Source organism: Vibrio marinisediminis (genome assembly GCF_014050145.1).
GTDB lineage: Bacteria > Pseudomonadota > Gammaproteobacteria > Enterobacterales > Vibrionaceae > Vibrio > Vibrio marinisediminis.
On the sequence record NZ_JACFYF010000128.1, the window covers coordinates 1 to 317 of the forward strand.

At 67.2% G+C, this 317-nt stretch carries 1 protein-coding gene; it reads right to left on the minus strand.

The genetic code is table 11. The features are described from left to right. Positions 1 to 317 (minus strand): light-harvesting protein (locus H2O73_RS23655; RefSeq protein ID WP_182110758.1); only part of this gene is annotated, 317 nt, incomplete at both ends.

Here is a 317-nt window from a genome sequence, read left to right on the forward strand (position 1 = left end):
GGCGGGACGGTCGGCGAGGCGGAGGCCAGGGTCTCGCCCTGCAGCACGGCCGTCCGGGTCGTTCCGTCCGGCATGACGATCAGAACCTGCTGGGCTCCGTTCACATCCGGAAGAACATAGGACGCCTTGGCGGTCGCGGCCTCTTGCTGCTGCAACAGGGCTGCGGAATCCCCGGAGCCGAGCTCATTGCCGGACAGGAAGTCGGACACCCAGGAGGTGTTGCTCAGAACCGCCACATGGACCGCGAAGGAGCCGACAGCCACAGCGCCGAGGAAAACCGGTACGCCCACGGCGGGCGGAACGACGAGCCACATCTT